Source organism: Pseudodesulfovibrio nedwellii (genome assembly GCF_027923765.1).
GTDB lineage: Bacteria > Desulfobacterota > Desulfovibrionia > Desulfovibrionales > Desulfovibrionaceae > Pseudodesulfovibrio > Pseudodesulfovibrio nedwellii.
In genome coordinates, this window is record NZ_AP026709.1 from 453,365 (window position 1) to 478,485 (window position 25,121).

Genomic DNA, 25,121 nt, shown 5'->3' on the forward strand with positions numbered 1-25,121 from the left:
TTCCTCTACTCTTCGTATAGCCAGCACCGTACGGTATGGCCGGGTTCCGGTTCAAAAAGAGGTGGCAGCATGAGGGAGCATTTTTGATAAGCCTTAGGGCACCGAGGATGGAAACGGCATCCTTGCGGTCGGTTAAATATGCTTGGAACAATACCGGGAATGGGGTTCAGTCGTTGGGTGTCGCCCAGAGTCGGTACGGATGCAAGAAGGCCCTGCGTGTAAGGGTGCAAGGGCTTGGCGTATATGCTGTTTACATCGGCAAGCTCTACAACTTTGCCGGAATACATGACCGCGACCCGTTGAGCCATGCGTGCGACTACGCCCAGATCATGGGTTATGAGCATCAGCGAACTGTGCATCTTCTCCGTGAGGTCATTCATGAGATCAATAATCTGGGCCTGAATGGTTACGTCTAATGCGGTGGTCGGTTCATCGGCGATGAGAATGTCCGGGTTGCAGGCCAAGGCCATGGCGATCATTACCCGTTGCCGCATGCCGCCTGACAGTTCATGTGGGTATGTTTTGGCGATAGCTGTGGGATTGGGGATGCCTACCATGTTGAGAGCGTCGACTGCTTTGTCGAGGGCCTCTTTTTTTGAAAATCCCTGATGAAGCCGGAGTGGCTCCGCTATTTGATCGTTTACCCGAAAGACCGGATTGAGCGCGGTCATGGGTTCCTGAAAAATCATTGAAATATGGTTGCCCCTGACTTGCATGAGTTCAGTATCGCTCATGTCGAGTAAGTCTTTGCCTCGGTAGAGGATACGTCCTTCGGTGACGCGGCCCGGCGGATCGGGTATAAGACCGAGAATGGAGAGGGCTAGTACGGTTTTTCCGCATCCTGATTCGCCCACGATAGCCAGGGTTTCTCCTTGCATAAAGGAAAGGCTGACGGTATCCACCGCCTTGGCTATGCCTTGGTGCGAGGAAAAGCAGGTCGTGAGCTTGTCTATGTCCAGAAGGGGTTTGGTCATCTTTTGAATTCCACGGTTCTCCGTTTGGCCATCTATACGGCATATCGCGGCGAACGTAAACGATATCGGGGATATGAAATGGCACATGTGGCATTAGTTGGTGGTGGACTGGCCGGAACCGAGTGCGCCTGGCAATTGGCCAAGTCCGGAATTGAAGTCACGCTGTATGAAATGAAGCCTGGCAAACGGTCCGAGGCTCACAGCGAAGATGGTCTGGCTGAATTGATTTGTTCCAATTCCTTTCGTGCAACCGGTCCTGCTGCGGCAATCGGTTTGCTCAAGGAGGAAATGTCCAGTCTTGGCAGTCTGATTATGGAAGCCGCATTTGCCACGCAGGTTCCTGCTGGTGGCGCTTTGGCCGTGGATCGGACGCTCTTTTCCGAATACATTACGGACAAGATTGAAAATCATGAAAAGATCACGGTTGTTCACCAGGAAATACTGACACTTGATGCCGAAGAGTTGCAAGGTCATGACGCGGTGATCATTGCCGCCGGTCCTTTGGCGAGTGCGGAGTTGGCTGAAAGTTTGATGGCCGCGGTGGGCGATGAACGATTGTATTTCTATGACGCTATCGCACCGATTATTTCCCGTGACTCCGTTGATTTTGATAAAGCTTTCTGGGGTTCCCGTTGGAAGCCGGAAGATGATGACTATCTGAATTGCCCCATGAGTGAGGATGAATATAAGGCTTTTGTCGCGGCCTTGATAGCCGGAGAAAAAGTTCAGCCAAGGGATTTCGAGAAGGAAATTCATTTCGAAGGATGTCTGCCGGTGGAGGCCATGGCCGAGCGAGGTGAGATGACCTTGGCCTTTGGGCCACTCAAGCCTGTAGGGTTCGTGGACCCCAAGACTGGGGAACGTCCTTTTGCTATTGTCCAGTTACGTACAGAAAACAAAGACAAGACGGCTTTTAATCTCGTGGGATTTCAAACCAAGCTCAAATACCCGGAACAAAAACGTGTTTTTAGAATGATTCCCGGTTTGGAACAGGCTGAGTTTTTGCGTCTTGGTTCCATTCATCGCAATACATATGTCAATGCTCCTCAGGCATTGGACGAGACATTACAGCTTAAGAATAGGCCTGGCTTTTATCTCGCAGGACAGATTACCGGAGTGGAAGGGTATCTGGAATCAGCCGCGTGTGGACTTTGGCTTGGTTTGTCGCTTGGGTATCGTGTGAATGGAATCGTCATTGCTGAACCGCCAGTGGAAACTGCCTTGGGGGCGTTGCTTGGGCATCTCAGGACCGTTCCAGATAAACGTTTTCAGCCGTCCAATGTGAATTTTGGTCTTATGCCGGGATTGAAAAAGAAAATGAAGAAGAAGTTGCGTAAGGAAGCCTATGGAGTTCGTGCGCAGGAAGCTTTTGGGACATGGATCGAAGCCGTTGGCTTGAAAAAATGAGCCCCGCCCCGGTTCTGCTCAATCCCGGGACGGGGTAATTCCGCTGACCCCAATAGTGAGCGAAAAACATGAAACGTTTAACAGCACTTGCGTGTGTGTCAGAAAAATGTTTCTTGAGTCGTTTTTAAGCAAGAGTTGTTCCAATTATTGATTTTATGAGAATGTTGTTTTCCCGTAAGACTGGGTATTGCCAATTCAATTACTTTGACGCACTGTGATTTGAAGACCGGGATACAGGAGGTATATGATCATGGCAGACAAACATTATGGACCGCAGACAATGGCTTTGCATTCGGGGCATACCCCGGATAAGGAGACCGGTTCGCGGGCTGTGCCTATTTATCAGACAACGGCGTACATGTTTCGTGATACGCAGCATGCTGCTGATCTTTTTTCCCTCAAGGAAGCTGGGTATATTTATACGCGGTTGAATAATCCGACTACGGATGTTCTGGAAAAGCGACTTGCCGAACTTCATGGTGGCATGGGGGCCGTAGCAACTGCGTCGGGTATGGCGGCTATTTTTTATGCAGTAATGACTATTTGTTCTGCCGGCCAGAATCTTGTCACAGGGTCCAATCTTTATGGTGGAACGCAAACCTTGTTTGAGTATACGCTGAAAAGATTTGGCATTGAGGTCCGTTTTGTCGATTCCAGCGACCCAGCCAATTTTGAAACGGCCATTGATGAGAATACTCGTCTTATCTACAGTGAATCCATTGGTAATCCACGCTGTAACGTTGATGATCTTTTCGGTATTGCCGATGTAGCGCACAGGCACGGCCTGCCGTTTGTTCTTGATTCCACAGTTGCGCCGCCGCCTGTTTTTAATCCATTTGATTTTGGATGCGATATTGTTGTGCATTCCTTGACGAAAATTATTGGCGGTCATGGTGTTGCCATGGGCGGTGCCATCGTTGAAAAGGGGTGTTTTGATTGGGGCAAGGGAGGGAAGTATCCCGAGATAGCCGCGCCTGATCCGACATATAACAATGTGAATTTGTGGGAAGCGCTTGGTGGAGCCGCAGGAGAACCATGTCCGGCATTTACGGCTAAAGTGCGGATCGGATTGCTGCGTGATACCGGTGCGACCATTTCGCCACACAATAGTTTTCTTATTCTTCAAGGAATGGAAACTCTTCCGCTTCGAGCAAAGCAACATTGCAAAAATGCTCAGAAAGTCGCTGAGTTTTTGAATACACATTATGCTGTGGAGTGGGTTAATTATGCAGGGCTTCCGAACCATGTCGATCATGATCGAGCAAAGAACACCTTTCCACTCGGGCCGGGTGCTGTTTTTGGTTTTGGCGTCAAGGGGGGCCTTGAGGCCGGGCGCAAATTTATTGATTCAGTAGAATTGTGCTCACATTTGGCGAATATTCTGGATGCCAAGACACTAGTTATTCATCCCGCTTCGACAACGCATGGTCAATCTACTCCGGAAGAACAATTGGCCGCAGGGGTTCCACCGGATTTGATTCGTATCTCCGTTGGCTTGGAGGACATTGAAGATATTATAGATGATCTGGATATGGCTTTGATGAAGTCTCAGATCTGAAAGGTCTGAAATTTTGGGATATAAATCCTCACTCGTAAGAGTGTGGATTTTTTTTGTAGATTAAAAATTGTTAATCAATATCAATATTGCTTTTGTCTTTTCATTGCTTTATCAAACATTTGTTTGTTTCTATGAGGCGGGACCCTTTTTATTTTGAATGATTAATAGCTCGGGTGATTCAAGAGAGGTTTTTATGCGTCGTGTTCCTAGAGTGGCACCGTTGCTATTATGTGCGGTTTTTTTGTTGTGTTCCTGTAAGTCTGTGCATCTTGGGGGAGGTAAGGGCTTATCTGGGTCGCCGACAGAGAACGTCGAGGTCCTGCTCGATCAGGGGAAGATTGTTGAGGCATCTGATATAGTTGTCGACAATGAAGCCTATTTTGCGGGTTCTATTGGTGAACCTGAAACGAAAGCAATTCTTGCTCGATTGTCTGCTGCACTTGATTACACGTATTCTCCTCAAGTTCAGACGATTAAAGAACGCCTTCATTCTATACATTGGCCAGTTCCCCGTTCTGATTGGAAAGGTGTAAAGGATTCCATTTCACATATTCGTTTGGAATTGGATGAACTCGGCAAACTCGCCATATTTAAATATCCGAGATACCGTCCGGCGATCTATGGACAGGCTTTGCTGGCCTTGCAAGCCAAGGAAGATGAGATAAGAGCCGATACTCCCAAGAACTTTGTTGGATTTTCTTTGGTTGATGGCAAGAATTTTTTTGCTGAATACCCTGTGCATATTGAAGAGGGAATTTTTCTTGATGAAAATAAATCGATCTGGAGTGGTGCTCTTGCTGACATGAAGGCTGCTGATAAGGCCGTTTTTATAGCTACATATGGGGCAAATCTTCCACACTCTGCCCAAAAGGAATTGGCGCAGAGTTATTTTTTGTCATTGTGCCCCAAGGGGAAAGATGCAGATTTAAAAAATATTTTGGCAGCATACGAAAAGACGAGGGCCGCTGGGCTGGATTTACAGTCAATTCCTGGAATCAAGATTGCTTTTTTGCAAGTTACAAGTCCTGATTTAATTAAGGATAAAGCCCTTGATTTTGGTGTCGATATTAAATTGGATATGCCTTTTGACGCTTCAAAGGCGAGCATGCGCAAGGCTTTTTCTCATGGTGCTGTCAAGAATGCTGATATTTTGATTCTGGTCAATATGGCTGTGTCCAAGGCAAAGCGTGTGGTGGAAGAAAATGAAACCATTTCTTCTACGTACGTTGCTTCGTATGGGCAGGAGATTAATCCGGAATACGAGATTGCCAAGGCTGAGCTTGAGGCTGCTTCCGTGCAGCATCATGCCGCACAGTCCAAGACGACTACGAGTTGGGCGGTTGATGTCTTTGCTCATTGGGATGAGGAAAGCAAAAAGACAGACCTGATTGAGAGTACGGGGAATCGTTATGATGTGGCCAAGAAAAAGATGCGAACCACACCGAAGCATATCTCGATCGCTCAGTATCAACCGTATCCTGTTACGAAAGCACATATGGACATCTACAAGTTTGCAACCGTAAATTATTACGTTATTGATAAGCGTAAGAAAGTGTTTTTCAAAGATACTTTTGATGTTAGTGAAAAGTCTTTTTTTACAGTTTGTTACGCGATGGAAGAAAGTGATCCCAACAAAGAGAAATTCCTTCAGACCTCAGTTCTTGAAGATGATGTTGTCCGCTATGAAATGGAGCCCATTCCAGTCAATTTGTCTGACCTTTTGGAGCAGTTTGCGACCCGTCCTTCGGAGTGGAAGCGATACGCTTCCATGGAGTCAATTCATCGGACATTTACAAAAGATCGGAGTTTGGCTCAGCGCAAACATCACAGTGAAAAATATGAGATCGATAAGTATTCTGACAAACGTTTCGACAGTGTTGTTGTGGTGCGTAATACCGGGCAGGGCATGGGGACTGGGTTCTATGTGACCGGCGATATGATTATCACCAATTATCACGTTGTAGAAGAAGCCAATTATGTTCAGTTGAAGCGGTTTGATCAACGAGAGACCATGGGGCGGGTTATTGCTCGTGATGCTTATCTTGATCTTGCTCTCATACAAGCTGACATGCGGGGTAAGCCTGTGTGTTTTTACAACAAACGAACATTACCAATCGGAAAGACCTTGGAAGTGATCGGACATCCCAATGGATACGAATTTTCCATTTCTCGGGGTGTTGTGAGCACAGTCAGAAAAACACGTCCAATAAACTTTCCTAGTTCTAATAAAAAGATACTGTATATTCAGACCGATGCGGCCACGAATGGCGGAAATTCCGGTGGCCCGGTCTTTTTTGGAAAGTATGTGGTTGGCGTGAATGATTGGGGGCAGGTGACTACGAGTTCTGGCGCCAGTGCGCAAGGGCTGAACTTTTCCATTCATTATGCGGAAGTTTTCAAGTTCTTGGATCAAAATGGTATTAGAGTCTCTAAGGGGAGTAAGTGATGAGGAAAAATATAAAAAGATTGAGTTTCTTGGTTATGGCGGCGGTTATTTTGGTTTCTTGTGTCTCTACTCAGAAGAACAAATATCGATTAGTTGAGGATGAAGAAACAGGTTATTCTTACGGTGCTATTAAAAATGGTGAATTCGTTGCAGATCCCGCTATGTTTCGTAACAAGAAATTGAAGTTTCGCATCCGTAATACGACCGGTGATCCTGCATTGGATATTTATAAATTTCGTCAACAACTTGAAAATTCCTACAGTAACGTCGGCTATGAAATTACTCATGGAAGTGATTTTGGTATTCTTCTGGATATTAATGTTAAGTACTTTGGTCAGGTCACGGAAATGTTGCCTGCGGAATACACTTTTCTAGGCGCGGCCATTGGTGGAGTCGCTGGTGCTACTCCCGGAATTCAAGGGGGGCGTTCAGCTGATGCCATTACAGGAATGGCTGCGGGGGCAGTGATTGGCGCGGCTTTGACTGAGGTAATAAGAAACTATGCGACCGAAGAGACTTTTATCATTATATCTTCTGTGACTATGGCAACCGTTATGCCTGAACATAGAGAAGATGAACGGTCAATATCATTTGTTACCGGAAAAAAAATAAAGCAAAAGAAAACGAATTTTAAGGGTTTTCGTTCTCGGGAAACAGTTGAGTTGGGCGTTTACGCCGGTGGACGAATGGCGGGTAAATCGGATATTATTTCAGAAGTTCGAAATCGCCATTTGAGAATCCTTAGAGATATTATTTAATTCGTTTTGTAATACAAAAAGCCCCGCCATATGGCGGGGCTTTTTTGAGTTTATGAATTCAGATTAAAAAATGATTTTCTCAGGTGGCCTGCGTTCGGGCACCACTTCTTTTTCGATGGTTCCGTCATTGTATTCTTTGTTGACATAGAGCGCACAGAAACAAGCTCCGTATTCTTTGACGTCCTCTTCTCGGTAGGTACACGGGCAGACGATATCCTTGTCGGCTTCGAATTCTCCGTTTGCTAAACGACAGGGACAGGCCATGTAACCAAAGCGCTCTTTGTTGGTCAGCAGGCTTTCGAGTAGGGGCATGGTCATATCCATGTCCGAGTTAAAATAATATCCTTTGGGTTCCTGAGCCTTTTTGAGCATTTTGTAGAGTTGTTTTGCGTCCATGGCTATTTCCCCTTGAGTGCTGCGTCGATTTTGTCTTTGTGATACCCCACGACAACCGTATCCTTGATAACAATAGTGGGGAAGGAGACAGCTGGATTGTGGCTTTTGATTTCCTGAACAATTTGTTTGCGATCATCTCCACTCAACTCATCGACGTGGACACATTCATATTTTACACCACATTCATCGAGGTATTTTTTCGCATTTCTGCAATGAATACAAGTTGAAAGGGCATAGATTTTGATGTCGTTCATATGAAACGCCTCCGTGTCGAACGTGTTTTCTGTTTCATTAATTTTTGGAGTAGGAGTTTCTTTGGGTTCTACGTCGAACATTCCTTTGAAAAAATCCTTGATGAATCTGAACATGGTTAATCTCTTTGCAGTGTAAGTTCCAGTTTTCTGACAATCAGCGAACACATGAAAGTAAGAGCAAAGTACATGACAAGGACCAATGTCCAGATTTCGAAACTCCGGTAAGTGGTTGTCATGAGTTGTTGGGCCTGGAAAGTCAGTTCCTCAATGGAAATGACAGACACGATGGCTGAGTCCTTGATGATGGATATAAACTGTCCAGCCAAAGCTGGCAACATGCGTTGTATGGCTTGGGGAAGAATTACATAGGCCATGGCCTTGGTCCGGCTCATGCCTGTCCCGGATGCGGCTTCCCATTGCCCCGGTTCGATGGATTCAATTCCTGCGCGAACTATTTCGGCAATATAGGCTGCCTCGAACAGTGCAAGTGTCACGAGTGCAGAGAGAAATTGTGAGAACCTATTCATTGGACCGAAGAGCCAACTGAGTATTTCTTTGGCTTCCGGGGACAGGGCGTATACGGCTTCATTTACATGGAGCAGTGTCATTATCTGATCTCCGACAAAGAAATAGAAAACGAAAATGAGTACCAATGGCGGAGTGTTTCGGATTAATCCGACATAGGTGCTGGCAATTTGTCGTCTGAACAGACTCGGGCTGACACGGAAAAGTCCGATGAATGTCCCCAGGATGACACCAAACAACCCCGACCAAAGGCTGAGCCGGATGGTCGTGAAGAGGCCATGCATGAGCAAGCCGGGGACCCATGATTGTGTGTCTGGATCGAAGCGGATTAAAAATTGTGGAATGATTGCCCAATTCCAATGGTAGTTCAGGCCTGTGGCTGCTTTGTAGATAATATAGCCGAATATCCCCGCCAAAACCACCATGATGGTGGTGTCTAGCGGGGTTATACGGATGCGGCGTTTAAGAGGTTTTTTCTGCAATGAATCGTCTCGACTATTGAATCTGGTTTTCCCAATCGTTGGTGTAAAACCAGTATTCATAGCGATTCTGGAGCCATCCTGTACTCATGGTGACAAGGACCCAATTGTTCAACCAATTCAGGTAATCGAAGTCGCCTTTTCTGATGGCAAAGGAGATCGGTTCTCTGGTGAAGTCTTCTTTGAAAGGCAGATAGAGTTTATCTGGATATTCTTTGGCCAGATTGAGAGGCAGCGGGTTGGAGGCGACCACGGCATGGACTCGCTCATTGAGAAGTTCCTGAATGGTCTGAGATTCTTCGTCAAAGAAGAGAATCTTGGCTTGGGGAAGAAAGTTCTTTGTGATTTCAGCGGCAGTGGTACCGAGGCGGACAGCCACAGTGGTTGCCGGGTTGTTGAATTCAGAGGCCATGGTCCGTCCTGCAGCGAGTTTTTTGCTCGCGATGACAGACATGCCAGTATATTCATAAGGAATAGAGAAGTTTACTTTCAGGTTGCGTTGGGGAGTAATGGACATGCCCCCGATGATGATGTCGAACTTGCCGGTCAGCAAGGCTGGAATGATACCGGACCACTTGGTGGGGACGAATTCAACATCCACGCCCATATCTGCAGCCAGTCGTTTGGCAACTTCGATTTCAAAACCGATGTAGTTGCCGCTTTTATCTTTCATGGCCCAGGGTTTGAAAGTGTCGAAGCCGACTTTGAGGACACCGCGCTTGAGGATGGTGTCGAGTTGACTGACTTGAGATTGGGCTGAAGTGTCTGTTTTTTGTTGTGAAGGCTGCTGGCTGCATCCGAATATGAATGCAAACAGGAGGACGATAGATAAGATAGTCGTGAAACGGTGAGTTTTCATGGCGTTCTCCTTGTCCCGATTTATGCTCGGGACATGTTGTTGTTTACTTGCAGGATTCTTGGGCAAAAGTGACGTGTGACACTCCCAAAATGGCGATCATGATAGTGGTACCGGTTTTGACGGCTCTCCATATAGTCATGTTTTGCTCCTGTTTTTAGGTTATGGCTTAACGCTGTTGGACCGTTGTTCCAATATTTTTACCACGCCGGACAGAGCTAGGGTGACGGCAAGATATATGGCGGCAATGGTAAACCAGATTTCAAAAGTAAGAAACGTCTCGGCATCAATCATGCGTCCCTGTTGTGTCAGATCGAGAATGGCGATGGTGCTGACAAGGGCGGAGTCTTTGACCAGCGAGACCGCTTGGCTTGTCATGGGTGGGAGAACACGACGAATAGCCTGTGGTAAAATGATGTGACGATACATGGGAAATGGTGCCATGCCGAGGCTTTGGGCTGCTTCCCATTGTCCTTTATCTATAGAAATAATTCCTGCTCTGAATATCTCAGAGGCATAAGCGCCTTCAAAGAGGCTGAGAGCAATGACGGCAGCCCAGAATGCGGACATGTCCAGAATTGGTGCGAGCACGAAGTAGATGAAAAAAATCTGGATGAGAAGTGGGGTGTTACGGATAATCTCCATATAAACCCGAGCTGTACCTTTGGCAGCCCATGAGTCCGTCATTCTTAGCAGGGCTGTGGTAATACCGATGCCAAGCATCAGTATCATGCTGATGCCGGTTATTTGGAAGGTGATTCCCAATCCTTCTATGAGCGGTCCCCATGAGAATCCGTGTTCATTGAATTGCCAGAGATATTTGGGAATTCTGTACCATTGCCAGTTGTAGCCAAGGCGGTCTGTGCCCAAAGTGAGCAACCAGATGATACATCCCATAACAGCAAGATATTTTCCGGTATCGACGATGGCCGAAATCGGAAGTCGGACGGTTGAAGGGCGTTGTGTATCTGGCATGTTCTTGTGGTGTTCTCGAATGTGTTTGTTAGGCGTGAAAAAACGCCTACGGAGAGCACCATACCAGAATCGTCTGGAAAATTCAGGTACTATTCTGTTTTTCTTTGGTGAAAAACACCAAATTAGGAAGATTTTGGCTGGTATGCCTCAAGAACGTTTTTGATTCTGTCAAAGACGTCTTCTGGTGTTGCCGCTGCGTTGACAATTTTGATTCGGTCTCGATTGAGTGCGGCCCATGTCAAATATCCTTCGCGGATGCGGTTGTGAAATGAGATGTGTTCCGCTTCGAATCGTCCTTCCTCTTTAGCCTTGCCATCTTCTATATTGCGCAGCATGGCGCGTTTCAGGCCAATTTCTGGATCAATATCGAGAATTATGGTCAGATCAGGCCACAGACCATCGACAGCCACTTCGTTGAGCTGTTTGAGGACTTGTGTGTCTAGACCTCGACCATATCCTTGATAGACGATGGTGGAGTCGGCAAAGCGGTCGCAGAGCACTACTTTTCCTTCTTCCAAAGCCGGTCGAATTACTTGGGCGATATGCTGGGCACGGTCTGCCAGATAGAGGAATAATTCGGTGATGGGCGTGATATCCTTGTTGTCGACATGCAGGAGCATTTTGCGCAACTCCGTGCCCACTCGACTACCGCCCGGTTCCATCGTCAGAAATACTTCCTTCCCTTGGGATTCGTAATATTCCTTGATTTTGGTAATTTGTGTTGATTTACCGGTGCCTTCTATGCCTTCAAAGGTAATAAACATTGGTTCTCCGGCTTATCGTCATTTTTCTTTGAGTTATCAGGGGTCCCGGGTGCACGGTATACATTGCGCTCTAAAAAACGCATGTAAGGAGACCATTCCTGGCCGGTTTTATCCATGTCGACATAGGCCTGATCGATAATGTTCAGCTTGGCGTCCATGTTATCAGCGAAATGCAGGACAAATGCTTCCGGCGTCTTGGGGCGGACCGGCGAACCGAAGTCATGTTCTCCGTGATGGCTGGTGATGAGGTGTTTGAGGTGCAGTTTGAGGCTGTCTTCCAGCGTTTTGCTTCGTTTGAGGAATGGCTCCAGCTTGTCCTGTCCAATTTGGATATGGCCAAGCAGTCGTCCTTCATCCGTATAGTCGTTGGTCAGGCCACCGGAGAGTTCCCACGCCTTGCCGAGATCATGGAATATTGCCCCGACCAGAAGAGTTTGTCGATCCAGATTCGGATAGACATCACATAAAGCCATACTGGCGCGGGCGACTTGTAAAGTGTGTTCGAGAAGACCGCCTACATATGCATGGTGCACGGTTTTGGCACCCGGAGCCATAAGCATTCGGGTGCGGATTTCCTCGTCGTTCAGTACTTTTTTGCAGAATGTTTTCCACGGCTTGTACTTGATGTGTTTGGCTATGAGATCTTCAACCATCTCCATGAGTTCTTCAGGAGGTATGCAGGATGTCGGCATAAAGTCTGCGAGGTCGATTCCCGGAGCAGTGGCCTCAAGGAGTTCCATGTGGTCGACCTTGAGTTGTTTTTTGTCTCTATAGCTTTCCACAAAACCCCTGACATGCGCCATTTGTCCAGATTCAAGGGTTGGGTATTCTTGACTTTTAGGACTCCATATTTTGCCATCTATGGTGCCGGTGGCGTCCTGGAACGAGATGTTCCAATATGGTCCGTTTTTGGATTGGGCCTGATTGGCGGATGCCAATATAAAGATGTCGTCGACCGGTTGGCCGGGGACCAGGCTATGGATATATTGCGACTTTTTTCCCACGTATCTTGCCATTGGATTAATGTTGAGGTACCCCGCCCATACGCGTATTAATCGAGTGTAGGACGGTTGCAGACATTACTGTCCGCTTCAGGTTTGAACCTGATTTTACAAGGATTGTCAAATTGAAGAGAATACTTGGGGATAGATAATGAACATACTCCTTGCCAATGACGATGGTATTCAGGCCGTTGGGCTGCGAGCATTGTATTTTGCCTTGAAAGAAGCTGGACATGACGTTCATGTGGTGGCTCCGGTGACGGAACAGTCCGCAGTGGGCCACGCCGTGACGTTGTCTATGCCCATTCGTGTCAAGGAATTCAAGGAAAATGGTTTTGTGGGGCAGGGGGTTTATGGTACTCCGGTTGATTGCGTGAAGCTTGGATTGTCCACATTGCTTGACGAAACACCTGATCTTGTTTTGTCAGGTATTAATGCTGGTGCCAATGTTGGAGTAGATATTCTGTATTCCGGGACTGTTTCTGCCGCAACTGAGGGCGCTCTCATGGAAATTCCAGCCATGGCTGTGTCCATGGATAATTTTAATCCACAGGATTTGAGCGGGCAGGCTCAATATTGCACGGAACTTTTGGGAAATATCCCATGGGCTAATTTGCCGCGAAAGTGTGTGTTGAATTTAAATTTTCCTAATTGTCCCATTGATGAAGCAAAAAAAATGATCGTGTGTCCACATACCAGGGCATCCTATCAGGATTGCTATGACACACGAGAAGATCCGCGAGGCAGACCATATTATTGGCTTGATGGAGCCATTCCCCCGGAACGGATCAGTGCAGATCGTGATAGGGCTTTGCTCACCGATGGACATGTCACCCTGACACCATTGCATTTTGATTTTACCGATAATGAGGCTCTGGACTTGTTGAAAAGGAATGATTTATAAACGCCGTTGACGGAAAATCATTGTATAAGTATTGTTAATTACTTTTAAGATTATCAGGATTGAACAATTGTATATCCACAGGAGGAATCTGGCATGGCAACGAAGATTGGTTTGAATGGATTTGGACGGATTGGACGGTATCTCGCTCGTCTGTTGGCGGAAGAGAATGATTTGGAATTGGTAGCCGTCAATGCTCGTGCTTCCAATGAGGACCTGGCCCATCTGCTCAAATATGATTCAGTGCATGGCCGTTTTCTCGATGTGGAACCCACGGCTGATGGGCTCATGGTTTGCGGAAAACCCGTTACTGTGACGCGTAATGCTCCCGGAGAATGGACTTGGGGTGACCTCGGTTGCGATATTGTGGTGGAGTCTACCGGTAAGTTCCGTGATCGTGAAAACTGCCAGAAGATGTTGGATTGTGGTGCCAAAAAAGTCATTATTTCCGCACCTGGTCAGGATCCCGATGTCACCGTCGTCATGAGCGTCAATGACGAGGTTCTCAAGCCCGAACATAATATTATTTCCAACGCATCCTGTACGACTAACTGCCTGGCCCCTGTCGCCAAGGTGATCAATGACCTGTTTGGTATCAAGCACGGCATTATGAACACGGTACATTCCTACACCATGAGCCAGCGTGTGCTGGATGGTTCTCATAAGGATCTGCGTCGTGCTCGTGCCTGTGCGGTGAACATGGTGCCGACCACGACCGGTGCAGCCAAGGCCGTTGGTTTGGTTATTCCCGAGCTCAACGGTGTTCTGGACGGTATGGCCATTCGTGTACCTACGCCGAACGTTTCTTTGGTGGATCTTGTTTGCGAATTGAAAAAAGAAACGACAGTTGAAGAAGTTAACGCAGCTCTCAAGGCTGCATCCAATGAATCCATGGGGTATACAGATGAACCCTTGGTTTCCGTGGACTTCATGGGATCAACATTTGGTGGTGTCGTCGATTCTCAGCTTACCCGTGTTATGGGTGGGACTCAGCTTAAGCTGATCATTTGGTATGATAACGAAGCCGGTTTTACTAATCAGCTTTTGCGTTTGACCAAAAAGGTTGCTGGAATGTTGTAAGCTCATCACGTTACAGAAATAGAGACCGTTCGGCTTTGAGTCGAACGGTCTTTTTTTGGGGAGGTCAATGAGAACGTAAAGAGGAATAATATCTATTAAGGTAAAATAATAGGGCTTTCTTATATTATAAATTGTGTTAAGTTTATGTTTAGTTGTTCTTATGTGAGGAGAAATACGATTGGTTTGCTGTTCTCTTTAAGTGAAAAAAATGACGGGAGATAGTGAGATGAGTGGTGATCCCACGGTCGCTCAGGAACAAAAACAATTGCTTGTTGTGAAACAGCCGATATTTGATCGAGATAAATCTGTTTGGGGATACAGATTTGTTGTGAATGACGTTATGGCTCGTGAGGGTGTCGAGCATGATGGTAGTGATGTCGAATTGGTCGCTGAGCAAGTGGTTTCTATGTCAACGTGTGGTACGGGGTGCCCTATAGGGAAGAAGTTCTTCCTTTCGATAACAGGGGAAAGCCCTATTGACCGCTCGGTGCTTCCGGAAAATTTGGATAATTGTATTGTCACCATGAGTGGCAAGGCCGTGAATGACGCGCAATGTTCGCATCTTGCGGAGGCCATAGGTGATGGCGGGGGCTCGCTCGCTGTTGACTATGATGTCGAAGGAGATGTTCTTGAGTCTCTTCTCGAGAAGTGTGACATCGTCAAAGTGTCGATGGCAGACAAAAGGCCCGCTGAAATTGTTGCACTTCGTAAAAAATTCAAGGGTTTTCAGGGAAAGCTATTGGCTGCCAACATTGATGATTGGGAAACGTATGAAGGTGCTCGTGCCTTGGGTTTCAAATATTTTCAGGGTTCTTTTTTTGGGGTTCCCGAGCTCAAAGAGGCGGAAGGTCTGCAATCGACTTCTGTTGCCAAGCTACAGTTGTTGGGAGAGTTGAATAATCCTGATTGTGGGATGGAAGATTTGGCTTCGATAATAGCTTCTGATATTTCTTTGAGTTATCGTATCCTTCAGTACATTAACTCCGCTTCTTTTGGTTTTAGGACGCAGATAAAATCCATACAGCAGGCTGTCGCATTACTTGGTTTGAAAGAACTCAAGCATTGGGCGACTGTTGTCGTTATGACCGACATAGACTCAACACCCAAAGGCGAGGAAGTGGCATACACGGCTTTGCATAGGGCTCGTTTCCTTTCTCGGTTTACAGAGATGAGCAATGGAGTCAGTCAGCCATCTGAATCCATGTTTATGTTAGGCTTATTTTCCAAGTTGGATGCCTTGTTGTCGTTTCCTATGGAAAAGGCTCTTGAAAATATTCCTTTGGATAAAGAAATCATGGCAGGCCTATGCGGGGCAGCGAACGAGTATCGAGGGCTTATTCGTATGATGGAAGCGGTGGAAGCCGGTAATTGCGCTGTTGCCAGTAAGATTTTGAAGCGATATGATGTGAATTGTGCTGCGATGGCAACGGAATATATGAAGGCCGCAACATGGACATCACAACAGTTAAGTGAAATGCAAAATTAATAGATTTATAAAAAAAAGCCGGGAAGCAGATGCTTCCCGGCTTTTTTTTATTGTATTGTTAGGGCTGGTCAGGATTTTTTTGAACGCCGAGAGTCATCTTTGAAAAGCTTGTAATTAATGGCGTCGACGACGGCTTGCCAACTTGCTTCGATAATATTGTGGGAAACACCCATGGTGGTCCAGCGGTCAGTTTGGTCGCCAGTCTCCACCAGTACTCGAACAAAAGATGCCGTGCCGCCAGTATCGCGGACAGCACCGGATAAGACGCGTACTTTGAAGTCAAGCAGACGGATGGCACTTAGTTCGGGGTAGAAACGTTCAAGGCCTTTGCGTAAGGCACGGTCAAGGGCGTTAACCGGTCCCATGCCGGTGGCAGCGGTGTGTTCCTGTTGCCCTTTAACTTCAATGATGACAGTTGCCTCGGTGAAAGGTTCGGGATCTTCTTCGCGTTTAGCGTCAACCACGAAGAAGTTTTGGAAATGGAAGTAGTTGAGCGGCTTGCCCAAGGCTTCCTGCAAGATTAACTCAAAGGAAGCATCAGCCACGGAATATTCGTAGCCCATGCTTTCACGTTGTTTGAGTTCCTTGAGTAGCTTGTCCACGGTGGGGTCGTTTTTGCCAAGGTCGTAACCAAGCTCTTTGGCTTTGAACAGGATATTGGATTTACCCGCCTGATCCGAAAGCAAAACGCGTTGTTCGTTACCAACTGATTTTGGCGGAATATGTTCGTAGGTTCTGGAATCCTTGAGGATAGCGGACACATGGATGCCGCCTTTATGGGCAAAGGCTGAGGCACCAACAAAAGGTTGGCGCATGAAGGGGCGCAGGTTTCCGGTCTCACTGACGAAGTGGGATGTGTTCAAGAGCTTTGGCAGGTTGCTTTGCCCGATTGTTTTGATATCCATTTTGAGTTCAAGGTTGGGGATGACAGAGCAGAGGTTCGCATTACCGCACCGTTCTCCATAGCCATTGATGGTTCCCTGAACTTGTGTCGCGCCGAGCCGGACAGCTTCAAGGGAGTTGGCAACGGCGACTTCCGAGTCATTGTGGGCATGGATGCCTAGTTGGGCTTCAGGCAGGGCCTTTTGGACGGCCTCCATGGCTTTAGCTATTTGGGATGGAAGAGAGCCACCGTTGGTGTCACACAGGATGAGTCGTGCAGCTCCGGCTTCGTGAGCGGCCTGAATGGCCTGAATTGCATATTCCGGGTTGTGTTTGAAGCCGTCAAAGAAGTGCTCGGCATCAAAGATAACCTCGTCCACCCGTTCATTGAGATAGCGGACGCTGTTGGAGATCAATTCAAGGTTGCGTTCCAGAGGAATACCAAGCGCAGTTGTTGCATGTAGGTCCCAGGATTTTCCGAAAATGGTTATGACCGACGTGTTTGCGGCCAATAAGCCTGCGAGGTTGGGGTCATTTTCTGGAGTAGTCTTGGCGAAATGCGTCGAACCAAATGCCGTCAATTTGGCATTTGTAAAGGTATGTCCTTTGATTTTTTCAAAGAATTTTTGATCAGTTGGGTTGGCTCCGGGCCAGCCTCCCTCTATATAATGTATTCCCAAGTCGTCCAGCTTGTGGGCAATGCGGACCTTGTCTTGAGAAGTGAAATTCAGTTCCTCTGCTTGTGCTCCATCGCGTAAAGTCGTGTCATAAATAGTTACGTGTCTCATTGGTTACTCTATGTGTTTGCCTTCCTCCAAGCTGAAGGCTTTATGGAGTGTGCGTACGGCCAGTTCGGTGTACTTATCGTCGATCAGGCAGGTGACCTTGATCTCGGATGTGCTGATCATCAGGATGTTTACGTTCTCATCGGCAAGCGCTTGGAATGCCCGTGAGGCGACTCCAGAGTGATTTCGCATGCCGACGCCGATAATCGAGATTTTTGAGACGTTAAGGTTATGTGTTAGCTCTTCGTAACCTATTTCATATTGGAGTTTGGAGAGAGTCTTGAGGGTTGCATCCACATCTGAACGTGGAACGGTGAAAGTCATGTCGGTCAAGCCGTCTTTACTCGGATTCTGGACAATCATATCAACAAGAATTTTTTGTTCGGCCAAGGGGGAGAAAATTTGTGCGGACACACCGGGGTTATCCTGAACGTGTACCAGCGTGATCTGAGCCTGATCCTTGTCGTATGCGATTCCGGAAACGAGAACGGATTCCATGATTTCATCCTCCTGAGTGACTATAGTGCCCGGCTCATCGGAAAAAGTGGAGCGGACATGAACTGTTACATTATATTTTTTGGCAAATTCAACGGAACGGATCTGGAGTACTTTGGCGCCCATGCTGGCCATTTCCAACATTTCATCATAGGCAATCTTATCGATTTTCCGTGCATCCGTGCACATGTTCGGGTCAGTAGTGAATACACCCGGAACATCGGTGTAAATTTCGCAAACATCAGCATCAATGGCGGCAGCCAGAGCCACAGCTGAGGTGTCGGAGCCGCCTCGACCGAGAGTGGTGATGCGCATATCGTCATCACATCCCTGAAAGCCAGCCATGACCAATATGTCATACTCTTGGAGCATCGCTTTGAGTTTTTGCTCATCAATATCCACGATGCGGGCTTTTCCATGGGCTCCGTTGGTTTTGACAGGAGCCTGGAAGCCTAAGACAGAGCGGCATTTGACGCCCTGTTGCTTGAGTAGCATTGCAAAGAGTGCGCTTGAGACCTGTTCGCCGGTCGAGACGAGGGAATCTACTTCTGCCGGGTCGGGAGTGTCTGTCCATTCTTTAGCGAGGTCGAGGAGTCTGTTGGTTTCACCGGACATGGCCGAGAGAACCACGATGACTTTATTCCCTTCACGATAAGGGCGAAGGACTTTTTGCATGACCTGACGTTGGCATTCAAGGTTGCGGACCGAAGTGCCGCCAAATTTCTGTACGACGATGTTCATAATGCGTTCTGCTTTGTCTCTATTGCTGTTCTCTTTTCTGTGCCACGGCTTTGACTATTTTTGATGCCGTTTCACCCATTGCACGGAGTTTTAGATTTCGTCCGGTTTTTGAAGGGGACCATTGGAAAAATAGAGCCTCTTCGGGCCAGAGTTCACGGTCAAGGAATTGAATCCATTCAATGATCGTGATGGTTTCCGGGTCTTCCAACTGTTCAAACAGGGAGTCATCCGGAGGCATTCCTTCCAATCTGTACAAATCAAAGTGCGCCACGGGCGGTGTCGTGGGGTACAGATTGAAAATATTGAAACTCGGGCTGGAAACTTCCGCCATTTCCGAGCCAGGCAGGGATTCCACGAATCCTCTGACCACCGTGGTTTTGCCTGAACCGAGGTCGCCTTGCAAGAGTAATGAGGGGGGATTGGGGACTTTTTTTATGGCATTTGCCAAAAATATGCCCAAATCAAGGGTCGCTTCCGTGTCTGGGAGGTAGATTTCTACATCCATGTAAATTCCCAAGCTATGCCTTCAAGAGTGTTTTAAGGACGTCTTCTTTGCCGACAACGCCAACGAGTTTTTCGTTTTCGATGACCGGCAGGGTATAGAGCTTTTCGTTGGCCATCATAGTGGCAATATCTTCGATAGTTGTCTCAGGGGAGATGAATGTGGGAGCCGGCGTCATGGCTTCAGCGACTTTGGTTGCTGAAATTTTTGTCATTTCTCGTTCCAGTTCTTCATGAGAGGAAAGCGGAAAAACTCCGTCGAGTAGCGTGAAGAAGGAGGGCAGGGTTATCTTTTTTTGTTGTGCCACAAGGTCGGCCTGGCAGAGTACACCAACAACCGCACCGTCTTCTACGACGGGGGCGCCGTTGATTTTGTTTTCCAACAAGGCTTTGGCTGCTGTGGCTATTTCGGTGTCAGGGGTCAGAGTGATGCATTCCGTGGTCATGATGTCTTTGGCTGTCAGCATGGTGAGTACTCCTCGTTAGTTGGTGTTGCCACAACAGGCAACATATGCGCGATCTCGGAAGGGAGGTTGCCGCGCAGGGGAAATTCTTCATTTAAGGCGTTGCCGGCCAGACCGTGCCAATACACACCGAGACAGGCCGCCTGCATTGGGGGTATGTTTTGAGCCATGAGCGAACCGATAACACCTGAAAGGACGTCACCTGATCCGCCTACGGCCAGATTGGGTTCAGAAAACGGACTGAGACAGGTCAAGTCACTATCGGATACCACTGTTCCGGCTCCTTTCAGGACCAATGTGGCGTCAGAAATTTTGGAAAAAGAGCGTACTGCCTGCAATCTGTCTGCCTGGATGGCTGCCGATTGAGTTTTGAGTAATCGGGCCATTTCGCCGGGGTGAGGCGTCAGTACGGTTTGTTCCGGGAGCGCGTCGAGTAATTCCGAGGATTGCGCTATTGTGAATAGTGCATCGGCATCCAGAACAAGAGGGCGTGTGCATCCTTTGATGAATGCATTGATAAACGCCTGTGTTTCGAGCGTTCTCCCTATGCCCGGTCCGAGAACGACGGTGTCGAATCTAGTTAATTCTTTAAGCAGGGGGTTCGCCATTCCCTGTTCCCATATCGAGTCTGAGTTTAAAGGTAAGGTCATGATATCTGGTCTTCCGCATTTAACGGAATCCGATAATCCAGCGGGACAGGCTATGGTTACCAATCCGGCACCGCTCCGTAGTGCTCCCAGAGCAGCTAGGTGAGGTGCGCCAGTCAGTCCCTGACTGCCTCCGACGATCAAGACGTGTCCAGCCTTGCCTTTGTGCATGGTCGGAGCGGTTTGGGGAATCAGGTTCATGATTTCCCCGGTGATGAGATGATGATCAACACCATATTCATTCTGTATTTTCAACGGTATGCCGATGGGGCAGACGTGAATGGTGCCAACGAAATTTTCTGCTTCGGGCATGACGAGTCCGAGCTTTGGAGCTTCGAATGTGGCTGTTGCATCCGCCATGACAGCTTCGGGCTGGGGCATACCGGTTAAACCGTTCAATCCAGAAGGAATGTCTACGGCCAGAACAAACGCCCGTTCACCAAGTCTATTTATGGTCTTAATCAACGCAAGGTAATCGTGTCGGAGATCACCGGAAAAGCCGGTACCCAGTAGCGAGTCGATAATGATATCTGGCTGTGGGAGGCCGTTTACATCAGTTGTGGCAAGATGTTTGAGTGGAATGTCGAGTTTTTGAGCCCACAAGAGATTGGTGCGAGTTTCACCCCGATATTTCTTTTTTGGTTTGGTGTGAAAAACAGTTATGTTCGCACCAAGGTCCGTCAGGTGACGCGCGATTGCCAATCCGTCTCCGCCGTTGTTGCCGGAGCCGACAAAGCAAGAAATATCCGCTCCATCCACGGATCCGTATTCTTCAATTATAACGTTGACGGCTTCGTGGCTGGCGGATTCCATGAGTGTGATGCCGGGGATGCCAATGGAATCAATGGTTTCCCGGTCCCAGATGACCATTTCGGCCGGAGTCGGAAGGGGCAACAGCATGCAATCTCCCAAGTTAGTTATATGAATCTAGCCTTCCAATATCACGGTGGCACCAGCGGTGTCACGGGAATGAGTCAAGGATATGTGTGCGGCGGTGATACCCTGTCTTTTGCATTCTTCAAGACCGTTATGCAAAAAAGAGATTTCCGGTTTGCCGCTTGGCGCGTGGAGTATTTCAATGCATTTGAAATGAATGCCCTGGGCAAATCCTGTTCCCAACGCCTTGACTGCTGCCTCCTTGCCGGCAAACAACGCGGCCAGACGTTTGGTTGGATGAATCTTGGGTAATTGTTCGGTCTCGCGGTCTGTCAAAATCCGGTGAGCGAATTTCATACCGTACCGGTCCCACAGTTCTTCAATGCGGTCCAGTTCAGCGAGGTCTATGCCGATGCCTTTGATCATGGTTAGTCCGCAAAGGTCCTGACAAGGTTAGCCATGTCGCGCACGGCTTGATCAAGGCCTATGAAAATGGCGCGGGCCATGATGGAATGTCCGATGGAGTATTCCGTGATGCCGGGAACATCTTTGAAGTTTAGGATATTTCGATAATTGAGGCCGTGACCCAGATTGACCTTGAGGCCGATGTCAGTGGCCAGGGCAACACCTTTGAGAATCTTTTCCAATTCATCGTTGCGCGCATCAATTTCTTTGGCGTCCGCATAGTGGCCGGTGTGGATTTCAATATATTCTGCACCAGTGGCCTGCGCCGCTTGAATCTGCTTGGGGTCGGCGTCGATAAACAGGCTGGAACGGATGCCCTTGGCGTGAATTGGGGCAAGAAAATCTCGCAATTCATCTTCTCGACCAATGCAGTTTAATCCGCCTTCTGTGGTTAATTCCTGTCGTTTTTCAGGCACCATACAGACCATTTCAGGTTCTATATTCAAGGCAATGGATTGCATTTCTTTTGTGGCAGCCATTTCTAGATGCAAACGAGTGTTACATGTCTGTTTAATAAGTTCTACATCTCTGTCTTGAATGTGGCGACGATCTTCGCGAAGATGGACAATGATTCCAGTCGCTCCCGCCATTTCAGCCATATAGGCGGCGGTGACTGGTTCTGGCTCTATGCCCATTCTGGCCTGACGCAGAGTAGCCACATGATCAACGTTGACAACGAGTACCGGCATTATTATTTCCTCCGAGCATTGCAATAAAGTGATATCCTCAAATATTAAGCCTTCTTGATTTGAATGGCAATAGTTGAGACAATCGGTTATCAATTTATGATTCTATTGACATGAAAACGGGCCTGAGGGTATCGCCTTGGCCTGTTATTGATTTGAAATACCATTGGGAGCTGTATTGCTATGAACGTATGCATCGTTGGCACTGGGTATGTGGGCCTTGTTTCCGCAGCCTGCTTTGCCGAAATGGGTAACAATATTTATTGTGTGGACGTCAACCCCAAGGTTGTCGAGACCTTGAGAAATGGTCAGGTCCATATCTACGAACCGGGTCTTGAAGATTTTGTCAAACGCAACACGGAACAGGGCCGCCTGACTTTCACGACTGACCTTGGTGAAGGTTTGGCTGAAGCGGAAGTTGTTTTTATCACTGTTGGTACGCCGTGTGGCGACGATGGTTCCTGTGATCTTTCTTACGTCGACGCAGTGGCTCGTGAAATTGGCCAGCGTATGACGAGTCCGAAAATTGTCGTGGACAAGTCCACGGTTCCTGTCGGTACTGCTGATCGCGTACGTGGCATTATTTCAGGCGAATTGGAAAAGCGCGGTGAGTCCATTGACTTCGACGTGGTTTCCAACCCCGAGTTTCTGAAAGAGGGTGATGCCGTCAATGACTTCATGAAGCCGGATCGTGTGATCGTCGGTACTGAAGATGAAAATTCCGCAAAGGCATTGCAAAATTTGTATGGTCCTTTTGCTCGCAGTCGCGAAAAACTTATTGTCATGGGTGTGCGCTCAGCCGAGATGACCAAGTATGCTGCCAACTGCATGCTTGCCACGAAGATTTCTTTCATCAACGAAGTAGCCAATATTTGTGAACGTGTTGGAGCCGATGTCTCAGAAGTGCGTGCGGGTATCGGTTCCGATAGCCGTATCGGGTACAGCTTTATTTATCCTGGCGTTGGCTACGGTGGTTCTTGTTTCCCCAAGGATGTCAAAGCGCTTATTGGTACTGCTGCAGAAAATGGCTATGATGCCAAGCTCATTCGATCGGTGGATGAGGTTAATAATAAGCAGAAGCATGTCCTTGCCGACAAGATCAAGGAATACTTTGAACCGCAGGGCGGAGTAAAGGGACGTCGTCTGGCTGTTTGGGGTATCGCCTTCAAAGCCAACACCGATGATATCCGTGAAGCTTCCGCCATTGAAGTTATCAAGGACCTGACTGCTCTTGGTATGACGGTGCGTGCTTTTGATCCTGTGGCTAACGAGCGTGCTCGTGAAGAAGTTGGTCATCTTGAAGGGTTGGAAATCATGGATGACGAATATGATGTGCTGGATGGTGCAGATGCGCTGGCAGTGGTAACTGATTGGAATCAGTTCAGGGATCCTGATTTCGAGCGTATTAAGAGTGCCATGAAGGCACCTCTTGTTTTTGATGGCCGGAATCTTTATCAGCCTGAACGCATGGGGCAGGCTGGTTTTGCGTATTTCAGCATTGGCAGAATGCCGGTGAAATAATGTTTTGTTGTTTTCTGGGGTGTTTTTGTAACGCCAAAAAGAACTCCCCGTCTCAATCGAGGCGGGGAGTTCTTTTGTACCCTGTACTGCTAAAATTGGCTCTTGAAGCAGGTTCGGTATTGCAATTCTTGTAATATGACGCGTTCATATTCAGGGTTGTATTCAAAATCGGCTTGTTCTTCCTGATCCAGCATTTTTGCAAGCTGTTGAGTTTCTTCCCAGAAGTCGAGCAGTTCTTCGTCAGCCAGATTCTTGACCTGTTCCTCAAGGGTATGTTGGTCACTGAAATTTGCGTATTGGCCCATAGGCGAAAGGTCCATCCTGTTTGTAAAAAGTCAAAAAAATCAAACAAATAGGTGCAGCGCGGAACTTACGTTAGTCGTTTCTTATTTTATCGTCAATAAGACTTTGACTCGCAGGATATTATAAATGATTTAACAGACTTTATTTATTGATAAAAAAAGATGCTGTTTTAATGATTGCAGCAGGATGCGATGGAGAGAGCCTGTCTTGTCAAATATTTCGCAGGTATGGAGATTCTGATTGACAAAAAACGGTGCTGTTGACAGATTCAAAGACTGAAAATTGTGATATACAATATATTGACTGAGCTATTGATGATGGAGTTGTCATGAGCCTTGAAATTGAAGAATTTGGCGATGTCAAGGGAGTCGAAGCCGATCAGGAATTGACTCAACTGGTGACGTTTAGCATCGGTGAAGAGGAATTCGGCGTCAATATCCTTCAGGTGCAGGAAATCATCCGCACAATGGAGATCACCAATGTTCCGCGTGCGCCTGAGTTTGTTGAAGGGGTTATTAATTTGCGTGGCAAAGTTATTCCCATTGTGGATATGCGACGCCGTTTTGGGCTTCAGTCCAAAGAGCACGATAAATATACCCGTATCATTGTCATCGAAATTGATATGATAATCGTAGGATTTGTAGTTGATGCTGTCTCCGAGGTTTTGCGAATCCCCGCCAATTCGGTTCAGCCGCCGCCGCCTATGGTTGCTGGTATGGATTCCGATTATATTGACGGCGTGGGCAAGCTTGATGACAGACTCCTCATACTGCTGGATTTGGATTCTTTGCTTGATAATGAGGAGAAGGAAGCGTTGGGCAACGTTTAACGCTTGTAGATATTTGCTGACAAGCCGCTTTACTCCCGATAGGGAGAAGGCGGCTTTTCCGTTTTT

Annotated in this window: 25 protein-coding genes; 9 read left to right on the forward strand and 16 right to left on the reverse strand. The window is 47.5% G+C overall.

Going from position 1 to position 25,121, the window contains the following annotated elements:
• Positions 1–5 precede the first annotated feature (5 nt).
• The gene (locus tag SYK_RS02180; RefSeq protein WP_281761986.1) at positions 6–974 is read right to left on the reverse strand and encodes an ABC transporter ATP-binding protein; all 969 of its coding nucleotides are present in this window, start codon (positions 972–974) and stop codon (positions 6–8) included.
• Between the two features lie 78 nt (positions 975–1,052).
• Here SYK_RS02180 and trmFO point away from each other — a divergent pair, with 78 nt between their 5' ends.
• The 4 genes from trmFO (at position 1,053) to traT (ending at position 7,143) form a co-directional block, all read left to right on the forward strand.
• Entirely contained in the window at positions 1,053–2,381 is a 1,329-nt protein-coding gene (gene trmFO, locus SYK_RS02185; RefSeq protein ID WP_281763222.1) for a methylenetetrahydrofolate--tRNA-(uracil(54)-C(5))-methyltransferase (FADH(2)-oxidizing) TrmFO, read from the forward strand.
• Positions 2,382–2,631: 250 nt separating this feature from the next.
• Positions 2,632–3,939 carry an O-acetylhomoserine aminocarboxypropyltransferase/cysteine synthase family protein gene (locus tag SYK_RS02190; protein WP_281761987.1) on the forward strand — a complete coding sequence of 436 codons (1,308 nt, stop codon included), beginning with the start codon at positions 2,632–2,634 and terminating at the stop codon, positions 3,937–3,939.
• A gap of 193 nt (positions 3,940–4,132) precedes the next feature.
• Positions 4,133–6,385 (forward strand): S1C family serine protease, encoded by a 2,253-nt coding sequence (locus SYK_RS02195; RefSeq protein ID WP_281761988.1) that lies wholly within the window; start codon positions 4,133–4,135, stop codon positions 6,383–6,385.
• Positions 6,385–7,143: a complement resistance protein TraT gene (gene traT, locus SYK_RS02200; RefSeq protein WP_281761989.1), complete on the forward strand. Its 759-nt coding sequence runs from the start codon at positions 6,385–6,387 to the stop codon at positions 7,141–7,143. Before SYK_RS02195 ends, traT begins: the two co-directional genes overlap by 1 nt.
• A gap of 63 nt (positions 7,144–7,206) precedes the next feature.
• Here the strand turns inward: traT and SYK_RS02205 are convergent, their stop codons facing one another.
• From SYK_RS02205 to SYK_RS02235, 7 genes are all read right to left on the reverse strand, one after another.
• Complete coding sequence (locus SYK_RS02205; RefSeq protein WP_281761990.1) at positions 7,207–7,539, reverse strand: ferredoxin-thioredoxin reductase catalytic domain-containing protein; 333 nt, start codon at positions 7,537–7,539, stop codon at positions 7,207–7,209.
• A 2-nt stretch (positions 7,540–7,541) separates the two neighbouring features.
• Positions 7,542–7,907 (reverse strand): glutaredoxin family protein, encoded by a 366-nt coding sequence (locus SYK_RS02210; RefSeq protein ID WP_353618265.1) that lies wholly within the window; start codon positions 7,905–7,907, stop codon positions 7,542–7,544.
• A 2-nt stretch (positions 7,908–7,909) separates the two neighbouring features.
• Positions 7,910–8,800, reverse strand: coding sequence for an amino acid ABC transporter permease (locus SYK_RS02215; protein WP_281761991.1), 891 nt, complete (start codon positions 8,798–8,800; stop codon positions 7,910–7,912).
• A 13-nt stretch (positions 8,801–8,813) separates the two neighbouring features.
• Positions 8,814–9,656, reverse strand: a complete 843-nt coding sequence (locus SYK_RS02220; protein ID WP_281761992.1) for a transporter substrate-binding domain-containing protein — start codon at positions 9,654–9,656, stop codon at positions 8,814–8,816.
• A gap of 159 nt (positions 9,657–9,815) precedes the next feature.
• Positions 9,816–10,628 carry an amino acid ABC transporter permease gene (locus SYK_RS02225; protein WP_281761993.1) on the reverse strand — a complete coding sequence of 271 codons (813 nt, stop codon included), beginning with the start codon at positions 10,626–10,628 and terminating at the stop codon, positions 9,816–9,818.
• A 122-nt stretch (positions 10,629–10,750) separates the two neighbouring features.
• Positions 10,751–11,392: a dTMP kinase gene (gene tmk / locus SYK_RS02230; RefSeq protein ID WP_281761994.1), complete on the reverse strand. Its 642-nt coding sequence runs from the start codon at positions 11,390–11,392 to the stop codon at positions 10,751–10,753.
• On the reverse strand, positions 11,368–12,408 hold the full coding sequence (locus tag SYK_RS02235; RefSeq protein WP_281761995.1) for a 3'-5' exoribonuclease YhaM family protein: 1,041 nt from the start codon (positions 12,406–12,408) through the stop codon (positions 11,368–11,370). The genes tmk and SYK_RS02235 overlap by 25 nt, the downstream gene beginning before the upstream one ends.
• 136 nt (positions 12,409–12,544) lie before the next feature.
• Here SYK_RS02235 and surE point away from each other — a divergent pair, with 136 nt between their 5' ends.
• The 3 genes from surE to SYK_RS02250 all read left to right on the forward strand — a co-directional run bounded on the left by surE (position 12,545) and on the right by SYK_RS02250 (position 15,860).
• Entirely contained in the window at positions 12,545–13,297 is a 753-nt protein-coding gene (surE, locus tag SYK_RS02240; protein WP_281761996.1) for a 5'/3'-nucleotidase SurE, read from the forward strand.
• Between the two features lie 93 nt (positions 13,298–13,390).
• Positions 13,391–14,374, forward strand: a complete 984-nt coding sequence (gap, locus tag SYK_RS02245) for a type I glyceraldehyde-3-phosphate dehydrogenase (protein WP_281761997.1) — start codon at positions 13,391–13,393, stop codon at positions 14,372–14,374.
• 226 nt (positions 14,375–14,600) lie between these two features.
• On the forward strand, positions 14,601–15,860 hold the full coding sequence (locus SYK_RS02250; protein WP_281761998.1) for an EAL and HDOD domain-containing protein: 1,260 nt from the start codon (positions 14,601–14,603) through the stop codon (positions 15,858–15,860).
• 68 nt (positions 15,861–15,928) lie between these two features.
• On the opposite strand, the gene cimA is transcribed toward SYK_RS02250, so the two are convergent.
• The 7 genes from cimA to SYK_RS02285 are packed head-to-tail and all read right to left on the reverse strand — an operon-like array spanning position 15,929 to position 22,405.
• Positions 15,929–17,530 (reverse strand): citramalate synthase, encoded by a 1,602-nt coding sequence (gene cimA / locus SYK_RS02255; RefSeq protein ID WP_281761999.1) that lies wholly within the window; start codon positions 17,528–17,530, stop codon positions 15,929–15,931.
• A 3-nt stretch (positions 17,531–17,533) separates the two neighbouring features.
• The gene (locus SYK_RS02260) at positions 17,534–18,763 is read right to left on the reverse strand and encodes an aspartate kinase (RefSeq protein ID WP_281762000.1); all 1,230 of its coding nucleotides are present in this window, start codon (positions 18,761–18,763) and stop codon (positions 17,534–17,536) included.
• Positions 18,764–18,782: 19 nt separating this feature from the next.
• Complete coding sequence (gene tsaE / locus SYK_RS02265; RefSeq protein ID WP_281762001.1) at positions 18,783–19,268, reverse strand: tRNA (adenosine(37)-N6)-threonylcarbamoyltransferase complex ATPase subunit type 1 TsaE; 486 nt, start codon at positions 19,266–19,268, stop codon at positions 18,783–18,785.
• 13 nt (positions 19,269–19,281) lie between these two features.
• Positions 19,282–19,731 (reverse strand): CBS domain-containing protein, encoded by a 450-nt coding sequence (locus SYK_RS02270; protein ID WP_281762002.1) that lies wholly within the window; start codon positions 19,729–19,731, stop codon positions 19,282–19,284.
• Complete coding sequence (locus tag SYK_RS02275; protein ID WP_281762003.1) at positions 19,725–21,275, reverse strand: NAD(P)H-hydrate dehydratase; 1,551 nt, start codon at positions 21,273–21,275, stop codon at positions 19,725–19,727. Before SYK_RS02275 ends, SYK_RS02270 begins: the two co-directional genes overlap by 7 nt.
• Before the next feature lie 27 nt (positions 21,276–21,302).
• Positions 21,303–21,677, reverse strand: coding sequence for a holo-ACP synthase (gene acpS / locus SYK_RS02280; RefSeq protein ID WP_281762004.1), 375 nt, complete (start codon positions 21,675–21,677; stop codon positions 21,303–21,305).
• A gap of 2 nt (positions 21,678–21,679) precedes the next feature.
• A complete protein-coding gene (locus SYK_RS02285; RefSeq protein ID WP_281762005.1) occupies positions 21,680–22,405 on the reverse strand; it encodes a pyridoxine 5'-phosphate synthase in 726 nt (241 codons plus the stop codon).
• 180 nt (positions 22,406–22,585) lie between these two features.
• Here SYK_RS02285 and SYK_RS02290 point away from each other — a divergent pair, with 180 nt between their 5' ends.
• Complete coding sequence (locus tag SYK_RS02290; protein WP_281762006.1) at positions 22,586–23,923, forward strand: UDP-glucose dehydrogenase family protein; 1,338 nt, start codon at positions 22,586–22,588, stop codon at positions 23,921–23,923.
• Positions 23,924–24,012: 89 nt separating this feature from the next.
• On the opposite strand, the gene SYK_RS02295 is transcribed toward SYK_RS02290, so the two are convergent.
• On the reverse strand, positions 24,013–24,228 hold the full coding sequence (locus SYK_RS02295) for a hypothetical protein (RefSeq protein WP_281762007.1): 216 nt from the start codon (positions 24,226–24,228) through the stop codon (positions 24,013–24,015).
• Between the two features lie 326 nt (positions 24,229–24,554).
• Between SYK_RS02295 and SYK_RS02300 the strand changes: the two genes are divergently transcribed.
• On the forward strand, positions 24,555–25,055 hold the full coding sequence (locus SYK_RS02300) for a chemotaxis protein CheW (RefSeq protein WP_281762008.1): 501 nt from the start codon (positions 24,555–24,557) through the stop codon (positions 25,053–25,055).
• The last annotated feature ends 66 nt before the right edge of the window (positions 25,056–25,121 follow it).

Coding starts and splice junctions, on each gene's coding strand:
- SYK_RS02180 (WP_281761986.1), bottom strand. CDS start 974: ATGACCAAACCCCTTCTGGACATAGACAAGCTCACGACCTGCTTTTCC.
- trmFO (WP_281763222.1), top strand. CDS start 1,053: ATGGCACATGTGGCATTAGTTGGTGGTGGACTGGCCGGAACCGAGTGC.
- SYK_RS02190 (WP_281761987.1), top strand. CDS start 2,632: ATGGCAGACAAACATTATGGACCGCAGACAATGGCTTTGCATTCGGGG.
- SYK_RS02195 (WP_281761988.1), top strand. CDS start 4,133: ATGCGTCGTGTTCCTAGAGTGGCACCGTTGCTATTATGTGCGGTTTTT.
- traT (WP_281761989.1), top strand. CDS start 6,385: ATGAGGAAAAATATAAAAAGATTGAGTTTCTTGGTTATGGCGGCGGTT.
- SYK_RS02205 (WP_281761990.1), bottom strand. CDS start 7,539: ATGGACGCAAAACAACTCTACAAAATGCTCAAAAAGGCTCAGGAACCC.
- SYK_RS02210 (WP_353618265.1), bottom strand. CDS start 7,907: ATGTTCAGATTCATCAAGGATTTTTTCAAAGGAATGTTCGACGTAGAA.
- SYK_RS02220 (WP_281761992.1), bottom strand. CDS start 9,656: ATGAAAACTCACCGTTTCACGACTATCTTATCTATCGTCCTCCTGTTT.
- SYK_RS02225 (WP_281761993.1), bottom strand. CDS start 10,628: ATGCCAGATACACAACGCCCTTCAACCGTCCGACTTCCGATTTCGGCC.
- tmk (WP_281761994.1), bottom strand. CDS start 11,392: ATGTTTATTACCTTTGAAGGCATAGAAGGCACCGGTAAATCAACACAA.
- SYK_RS02235 (WP_281761995.1), bottom strand. CDS start 12,408: ATGGCAAGATACGTGGGAAAAAAGTCGCAATATATCCATAGCCTGGTC.
- surE (WP_281761996.1), top strand. CDS start 12,545: ATGAACATACTCCTTGCCAATGACGATGGTATTCAGGCCGTTGGGCTG.
- gap (WP_281761997.1), top strand. CDS start 13,391: ATGGCAACGAAGATTGGTTTGAATGGATTTGGACGGATTGGACGGTAT.
- SYK_RS02250 (WP_281761998.1), top strand. CDS start 14,601: ATGAGTGGTGATCCCACGGTCGCTCAGGAACAAAAACAATTGCTTGTT.
- cimA (WP_281761999.1), bottom strand. CDS start 17,530: ATGAGACACGTAACTATTTATGACACGACTTTACGCGATGGAGCACAA.
- SYK_RS02260 (WP_281762000.1), bottom strand. CDS start 18,763: ATGAACATCGTCGTACAGAAATTTGGCGGCACTTCGGTCCGCAACCTT.
- tsaE (WP_281762001.1), bottom strand. CDS start 19,268: ATGGATGTAGAAATCTACCTCCCAGACACGGAAGCGACCCTTGATTTG.
- SYK_RS02270 (WP_281762002.1), bottom strand. CDS start 19,731: ATGCTGACAGCCAAAGACATCATGACCACGGAATGCATCACTCTGACC.
- SYK_RS02275 (WP_281762003.1), bottom strand. CDS start 21,275: ATGCTGTTGCCCCTTCCGACTCCGGCCGAAATGGTCATCTGGGACCGG.
- acpS (WP_281762004.1), bottom strand. CDS start 21,677: ATGATCAAAGGCATCGGCATAGACCTCGCTGAACTGGACCGCATTGAA.
- SYK_RS02285 (WP_281762005.1), bottom strand. CDS start 22,405: ATGCCGGTACTCGTTGTCAACGTTGATCATGTGGCTACTCTGCGTCAG.
- SYK_RS02290 (WP_281762006.1), top strand. CDS start 22,586: ATGAACGTATGCATCGTTGGCACTGGGTATGTGGGCCTTGTTTCCGCA.
- SYK_RS02295 (WP_281762007.1), bottom strand. CDS start 24,228: ATGGGCCAATACGCAAATTTCAGTGACCAACATACCCTTGAGGAACAG.
- SYK_RS02300 (WP_281762008.1), top strand. CDS start 24,555: ATGAGCCTTGAAATTGAAGAATTTGGCGATGTCAAGGGAGTCGAAGCC.